Annotated in this window: 7 protein-coding genes; 2 read left to right on the forward strand and 5 right to left on the reverse strand. The window is 43.6% G+C overall.

All coding sequences use genetic code 11. The features are described 5' to 3' along the window. The first annotated feature begins 176 nt into the window (after positions 1-176). Positions 177-1,139, forward strand: a complete 963-nt coding sequence (locus V7K27_RS19910) for a general stress protein (protein WP_334949817.1) — start codon at positions 177-179, stop codon at positions 1,137-1,139. 269 nt (positions 1,140-1,408) lie between these two features. On the opposite strand, the gene V7K27_RS19915 is transcribed toward V7K27_RS19910, so the two are convergent. Together V7K27_RS19915 and ilvN are read right to left on the reverse strand one after the other, a co-directional pair. Then, complete coding sequence (locus V7K27_RS19915; RefSeq protein WP_334949818.1) at positions 1,409-1,609, reverse strand: heavy-metal-associated domain-containing protein; 201 nt, start codon at positions 1,607-1,609, stop codon at positions 1,409-1,411. Between the two features lie 907 nt (positions 1,610-2,516). Then, positions 2,517-3,035, reverse strand: coding sequence for an acetolactate synthase small subunit (gene ilvN / locus V7K27_RS19920; RefSeq protein WP_298906950.1), 519 nt, complete (start codon positions 3,033-3,035; stop codon positions 2,517-2,519). Positions 3,036-3,303: 268 nt separating this feature from the next. On the opposite strand from ilvN, the gene V7K27_RS19925 reads away from it, so the two are divergent. Next, positions 3,304-3,672 (forward strand): phospholipid-binding protein, encoded by a 369-nt coding sequence (locus V7K27_RS19925; protein WP_334949819.1) that lies wholly within the window; start codon positions 3,304-3,306, stop codon positions 3,670-3,672. 192 nt (positions 3,673-3,864) lie between these two features. Here V7K27_RS19925 and V7K27_RS19930 read toward each other — a convergent pair whose 3' ends face one another. The 3 genes from V7K27_RS19930 to V7K27_RS19940 all read right to left on the reverse strand — a co-directional run. After that, the gene (locus tag V7K27_RS19930; RefSeq protein ID WP_334949820.1) at positions 3,865-4,866 is read right to left on the reverse strand and encodes an alpha/beta fold hydrolase; all 1,002 of its coding nucleotides are present in this window, start codon (positions 4,864-4,866) and stop codon (positions 3,865-3,867) included. Positions 4,867-4,958: 92 nt separating this feature from the next. After that, complete coding sequence (locus tag V7K27_RS19935) at positions 4,959-5,546, reverse strand: Uma2 family endonuclease (RefSeq protein WP_334949821.1); 588 nt, start codon at positions 5,544-5,546, stop codon at positions 4,959-4,961. A gap of 173 nt (positions 5,547-5,719) precedes the next feature. Further along, a partial coding sequence (locus V7K27_RS19940; RefSeq protein WP_334949822.1) for a WD40 repeat domain-containing protein occupies positions 5,720-6,949 on the reverse strand: 1,230 nt, incomplete at its 5' end.

Here is a 6,949-nt window from a genome sequence, read left to right on the forward strand (position 1 = left end):
AATAGGTAAAATTTCATCCTTTAGCGATCGCTCTAATTCATATTTCTATTCTGCAACGCCCAAAATTTTATTACTTAAGATGATTTTCAGTTAAACAAACTCGTATTTAATATTATAAGTACTGAAATACTAACTAAATTTGTAGGTGATTAATTTTCCCCTACCAAGGAGTAATAATGGTTTTAAGTCAATACCAACGTGCTGTAGGCGTATTTACTCATCGTCGAGATGCAGAACAGGCACTACATGAGTTGAGAGATTCTGGCTTGGCGATGGAGAAAGTATCTGTAGTTGTACAGAATGCAGACCGCAATCATCAGATTGCCGATGATCAAATTAAAGAGCGCACTGGTGATAAAGCTGACGAAGGTGCAACAGTAGGAGGGCTTTCAGGGGGCGCTGTTGGTGGGTTGACTGGTTTATTAGTAGGTCTTGGTACTTTAGCAATCCCTGGAGTTGGGCCAATAATGCTGGCTGGCGCAGCTGCAACTGCTTTGGTTACAACCCTTGTAGGTGCAAGTATTGGTGCTGCTACTGGGACTTTTGCTGGTGCATTAGTTGGTTGGGGAATTTCGGAAGAACAAGCTAGAACATATAACGAGCGAGTCGAGTATGGACACTATTTAATAATCGTGGATTGTACATCTCTTGAAATTGCTAAAGTACAAGCAATTTTACAGCGTTGGGGTATTGAAGAGTTTGGCATTTACGAGCATCTCAACAGTGAGCAGGGAACTACAAATTATCTGACTACGACGACTTCTGCTACTGCCATTCCTAATAAAAGTGGAATTCTGACCAAGCATGCTATTAGTTACTTCAATCATATAGATAATGTTGAAGCGGCAATTAACGATATGTATGCCGCAGGTTTACCAGTAAACCAGATTTCCTTAATTTGCAAAGACTTCTCTCAATTCAAAGGGTCAACAGGCGTTAATTTAAGTGAGCGCTTTGACGCTATGAGGCTAGGAATAGTAGATGAGTGGGCACGCTTTTACAATGAGCAAATTGACCAAGGCAATTACATACTCATCTTTAGTGGCATAGACAATGAGCTTGATCACGCTAGCTCTATTCTGAGCAATTATGGGGTTCAAGAGTGTCAAATTTATGACCCAATGTTAATTCGTTCCTGAAAACGAGTACTGGAGAATTTCACAATTTTATCAGAGCAAATAAATCTACAGCAGTAATTTCAAATTCTTACACTCTTTAGCTGTATCTGTTACAGCTTATAAGTCAGGCAGAAAGCCAATTATTTCAAGTCTGTCAGAGGAGGAAAATATTCTTGATCAAGTAGAGTAATTTGTTAATAATATTCCGCCCGCAAAACGGGCGAATATATTATGAGCAAGAAATTCTGCTTAATTAGATTTCTAAATCTCCTGAAAATTTAGAAATCTAATTAATAGCCCTCTATAGTATAACCAGCAGATTGAACTATCTGTTTAATTGTCTCTTCAGAAGCCGAACCATCTACAGTTATGGTTTTTGCATTAACGTCCACATCTACTTTGGCATCAGATACCATAGTCTGAATAGATTTAGTTATTTTCTGGACACACTCATCACCTTTAATATTTGTAACTTTCAATTTAGTTGCCATTACTTACCTCATTACGTCAACTGGAATTTCCATTTCATAAATATAATAACGGTTGAGATAGTCAGCGTACATCTTACTGAAGTAAGGTAATTGGGCATCACAGTCATAGTAGTAAATAATAGCTGTACATAAATCGTTATTAATAGAATTTGCTGGCAGGAAAACGCATTAATATGCCAAAATATCTAAGTTATTTCTGAAAATACACCTAGTACTACCAACTTATAAAAGCCGCTTTTAAAGTTTGTTCTGAGGATTCCATCAGACATTCCAGATTCTCCTATAGGCGTTCCTGTTCGATATAGTTTTTCTCGAAGCACTGCTTGAACATACAAGCGCCTATAGGTAAGTCACAAAACCTTTTATCTGTAGTTTTTAACTTATTGCTATGCTATAGATACTTGTATTCGACTTTCAAAGCATAGATACATTCAAAAAGCAGCTATCTTATGGCATAGATATGCTGTCGTAATGCTGCCATTGTTGGCGATCGCAATTTTTGAGGATTTCGAGATATTCGTAATCTTCTACACCTTCTCGTAGGGGCACAGCAATGCTCATTGGTGTCAACTTAAGCTCAAGTGCTTATTCCACAGTCGTTTTACCCCCCTTAATCCCCCCTTATAAAGGGGGGAAAAAAGAAAATCCGGTTCCCTCCCCAATATATCGGGGAGGGTTAGGGTGGGGTAACGCGTTGAGTGATGGTCAGTGAATGAACTCAATATCACATTTTGACAAGGGTTTCACCTTAAGTTGACACGTATGAGCAATGCTGTGCCCCTACCAACGTATTTGTATCATTATTAAAGTAAAACGGTATAACTCACTGGCTCACTAATTTACGTCTCATGAATGCAACAGACATTCGGGGCGAACATCTGTGCGCCCCCAGAAGATAAATACCCAACTAAACTTTTGCTTCCAAAGACTTGAGTAACTCGGTATTCACACCCGACTCACGAGTTAGGGCAATTTTGCCAGTGCGGGCGATTTCTCTCAAACCAAATTTTTGCAACACCTGCACGATCGCTACCATTTTACCTGGATCTCCCACAACTTCTAAGGTGAGAGAATCTTCCGCCACGTCCACGACTCGCGCCCGGAAAATCTGAGACAGTTCGATCACTTCTGAGCGATTGCTGCTACTAGCATTCACCTTCAAAAGCATCAATTCCCGCTCTACGCAAGGAGTTTCGGTAATGTCTTGTACTTTCAAGACATTGACTAACTTGTACAGTTGCTTGGTGAGTTGCTCGATAATGCGATCGTCACCAGGTATAACCATCGTAATTCGAGAGACTCCTCCTTGTTCAGCAGGGCCAACAGCAAGGCTTTCAATATTAAAGCCACGACGTGCAAATAAACTAGAAATGCGGGAAAGAACACCCGCCTCATCTTCTACCAGAACTGAAAGGGTATGTTTCATCTTCGCCAATAGAGGCTAGAGCAGGAATTGAGGAACGCAGACACTAACTAAGGGCTACCCTAGACGTACTACCGCACTAAATTATCAGTGCGACCTTCTATTTTAAACTGAATAGTTGCACTCATTGCATTTTCTGGAGAGAAATTGGGCAGAAATCATACTGCAAGCCGGAATTTCATTGATGCATATCTTTTCATTGGCAGATGCGGCATTTTTGGAAAGCTTTTATACTCAGATTTGATGAGCCTCTAATCGGAGAAAAGTTTATATGGGTTGGTTACAAAGATTATTTGGATTGGAAAAACCTCAAAATGCTGAAGTAAATCCGACTGCACAGGCAATAGCCCAAGCTCCGAGTACTAGCGTTGCAGCTACTGATACGCAATCGATACCGCCAGAACGTCTGGGATTAAATGGAGAATATGACCAAAGTGGTTTAGCAAAGCGGGTAGCCTTGGCATTTGATGAAGACCCCCAACTCGACGATGTTGATACTCTTTGGGTTGCTCAGACAGGCAGCACTGTAGTATTGAAAGGTAAAGTTCCCAGTCAAGAAATTCTCAACAAAATGACTTCTGTAGCCAGTTCTGTGAATGGTGCTACAGATGTTGACACTGAACAAGCCACGATTGGCTAAGTGTTAAGAAATTTAATCGTGGTAAAGGTAGTGGCTAACGCGATCGCACGCATTGCATAATATTTAGGGATATCTGCCACTATTGTCAATTAGCATCCTAGCCCGCCAAGACTCGAAGTACAAGGCTAATAGCTAAAGTCCACTCAAGTGGACTGAAACTCTCTACCAGTCGTCTTTAGACGAGTTTAGCTATTAGCCTAGTAATTCATTACTAGGCGGTTGTTGTGACTGGTGTAAGATTTCAGGAATAACTAACGGTTGGCGATGCCTGCGGCGGGCTTCGCCTACGCTAACCGATCTCGCAATCCAATCTAAAATAGCTTGGTTGACTTGTTCTGGAGATTCATCATGGGGACAATGCCCGACATCCTCCAATTTCAGCACTTCCAATTTCTCGTTGTATTGGGCGAATTGGCTAGCCAGGGCTGGGGGAACAAACCGGTCTTTTTGTCCCCAAATTAACAGCATCGGAATTGTTAAGGTTGGTAATACTTTCTTGACACTGGGACTAAAGTTAATTCCGATCGCAGCTTTGAACAAAGCACTAAAAGCCCTAACAGAACCGCGATCTTGGGGAGGCTCTGCTAAAATTTCGATGAGTTCATCGGTAATCGCCTCTGGGTTAGCGTAGGCGATACTAGCCCAGCGACGCAGCACCCCAGGACGGCGCACGAAGTTAAACACAGGTTTCAGAATCAACGGCGAAGCGACAATATTTTTAATTGCTCTGACCACTGGTTGCAGCACAGGCGGAATTGCTTCTTGTTCTAATGACGGGTCGGGTAAACTCATCATTACCATACCCCGCACCATATCGGGGTGGGTAGCTGCGGCGGCCATAGAAATCAGTGAACCGTTGGAATTGCCGATTAATATCGCTGGTTCACGGATAAATGTTTGCCAAAAGTCGTAAACCTGCTCTACCCAGAATTCAATGCTGTAATTAGCTGCGGCTTTTTCCGAAGCGCCAAAACCCAACATATCCAGCGCGTAGACTGTGTGATGTTCACCCAACACTTCTAAATTATGTCGCCAATGACCAATGGAGGCGCCAAAGCCATGTAACAATATTAGGGGTGTTTTTTGGTGGTGATTTTGGCTAGGGCGAATGTAAGTGTAGCGAGTTTGCCAACCGCGCCAAACCCAATCCCTTTGATTACCAACCCGTTCTTGCCAGTGTAATTTAGTGGTCACAGTCGCCTCTGATTCATCAGCGTGAAAATACTATTATAGAAAATGGCTGAAAACCCCGCTTATATAGCAGTCCTAAAATCGCTGTATGCCATTTACTTGTGTCCTGCCAAGATTTGTTCAGCACTCAAATCCAAGTGTGGAAAGGTTGAAGAGATGATGTGTTCTTGTCCTCGGAATGTAACAGCATCATAGAACCCTTCTACTAAAGTGCATATCGTTACCACCTCTTGAATTGGGTCAACAATCCAATATTCAGGAATTCCGAGAACAGCATACTCAGAACGTTTACTGCGGTAGTCTGTAGTTTGTGTTGATTCGCTGACCACTTCTACTACTAGTATGGGAGGAGTTTCGTTGAGTTCAATCACAGCTTCTCGATTGGAAAGCGCTTCCCATTGCTGTGTCGGTAATACTACCACATCTGGAATTCGTGAAGTGTCCCAACGTCCAGAGCGTGGAGAACGCACTCCCACAGAAAACTTTTGTGCTGTCCAGTTCTTATCCATTTTGGCACTTTCGTCATCAAAGCTTCGTTCTAAAAACTTGGAGACGCCACCGTGCATGAGCGTGCCAAGACTCATGGGGATTAATTCTCCATCTACCAATTCATATTGGGTATCCGTGCGATCGTTATATTTGAGATACTCTGCAAAAGTCAGTTTTTTGGTGGTTGTAGTCATAGCAAAATTGATGACTCAATACAGCTATTCTATGCAATAAGAAAGCCCTGGCGAATAGAATTCGCGGCTACACAAACGAAGTCCACCTCCGTGGACTAAGAAAAAATGAAGGTTCTTTAACCCACGGAGGTGGGTTTTGCCTGTGTAGACGTGGTTTCTAACCGCCCTTTTAACTATCGCACCTTGCCTTGATTCGCCAACTCTTTCGCTCTCGCCTGGGAATCAAACTTTAATTTATTATCCCACTGCTGCGCTTTGCCAAACTTTTCAACAGCGCCATTAATATCATCATTTCGCGCTAACTTCTCACCTTGGATGACTAACGTTGTCGCCCCCAGCACCAAGCGAAATGGAGTTTGACAAGATCGCAACTCTTCTAACATTTCTGGATGGCCAATGAAGTAATTATTCAGCAAGTTGCAACCACTGAATAATAAACCATTGAAATCTAAATCCCATAAAATCACGGTCTTGTCAAAACTGCCAGAAGCCAGTGTCTTGCCATCGGGGCTGAATCCGACGCTAATGACCCTACTGCTATGCCCAGTCAGGGTTTTGATCGCTTTGCCTGTGCTGACATCCCAGAGTTTGATCGTCTTGTCATCACTGCCAGAAGCCAGTGTCTTGCCATCGGGGCTGAATCCGACGCTAATGACCCCACTGCTATGCCCAGTCAGGGTTTTGATCGCTTTGCCTGTGCTGACATTCCAGAGTTTGATCGTCTGATCATCACTGCCAGAAGCCAGTGTCTTGCCATCGGGGCTGAATCCGACGCTAATGAACCTACTGCTATGCCCAGTCAGGGTTTTGATCGCTTTGCCTGTGCTGACATTCCAGAGTTTGATCGTGTTGTCAGTACTGCCAGAAGCCAGTGTCTTGCCATCGGGGCTGAATCCGACGCTATAGACCCAACCGCTATGCCCAGTCAGGGTTTTGATCGCTTTGCCTGTGCTGACATTCCAGAGTTTGATCGTATGATCATCACTGCCAGAAGCCAGTGTCTTGCCATCGGGGCTGAATCCGACGCTAATGAACCTACTGCTATGCCCAGTCAGGGTTTTGATCGCTTTGCCTGTGCTGACATTCCAGAGTTTGATCGTGTTGTCAGTACTGCCAGAAGCCAGTGTCTTGCCATCGGGGCTGAATCCGACGCTATAGACCCAACCGCTATGCCCAGTCAGGGTTTTGATCGCTTTGCCTGTGCTGACATCCCAGAGTTTGATCGTATGATCAGCACTGCCAGAAGCCAGTGTCTTGCCATCGGGGCTGAATCCGACGCTATTGACCCAACTGCTATGCCCAGTCAGAGTTTTGATCGCTTTGCCTGTGCTGACATCCCAGAGTTTGATCGTCTGATCATCACTGCCAGAAGCCAGTGTCTTGCCATCGGGGCTGAATCCGAC

Origin of the sequence: Nostoc sp., assembly GCF_036919575.1 — a bacterium.
Lineage (GTDB): Bacteria > Cyanobacteriota > Cyanobacteriia > Cyanobacteriales > Nostocaceae > Nostoc.

Bases quoted from the DNA above. Each gene is read 5' to 3' on its own strand.
- V7K27_RS19925 (WP_334949819.1), top strand. From the start codon at position 3,304: ATGGGTTGGTTACAAAGATTATTTGGATTGGAAAAACCTCAAAATGCT.
- V7K27_RS19935 (WP_334949821.1), bottom strand. From the start codon at position 5,546: ATGACTACAACCACCAAAAAACTGACTTTTGCAGAGTATCTCAAATAT.
- V7K27_RS19915 (WP_334949818.1), bottom strand. From the start codon at position 1,609: ATGGCAACTAAATTGAAAGTTACAAATATTAAAGGTGATGAGTGTGTC.
- V7K27_RS19910 (WP_334949817.1), top strand. From the start codon at position 177: ATGGTTTTAAGTCAATACCAACGTGCTGTAGGCGTATTTACTCATCGT.
- ilvN (WP_298906950.1), bottom strand. From the start codon at position 3,035: ATGAAACATACCCTTTCAGTTCTGGTAGAAGATGAGGCGGGTGTTCTT.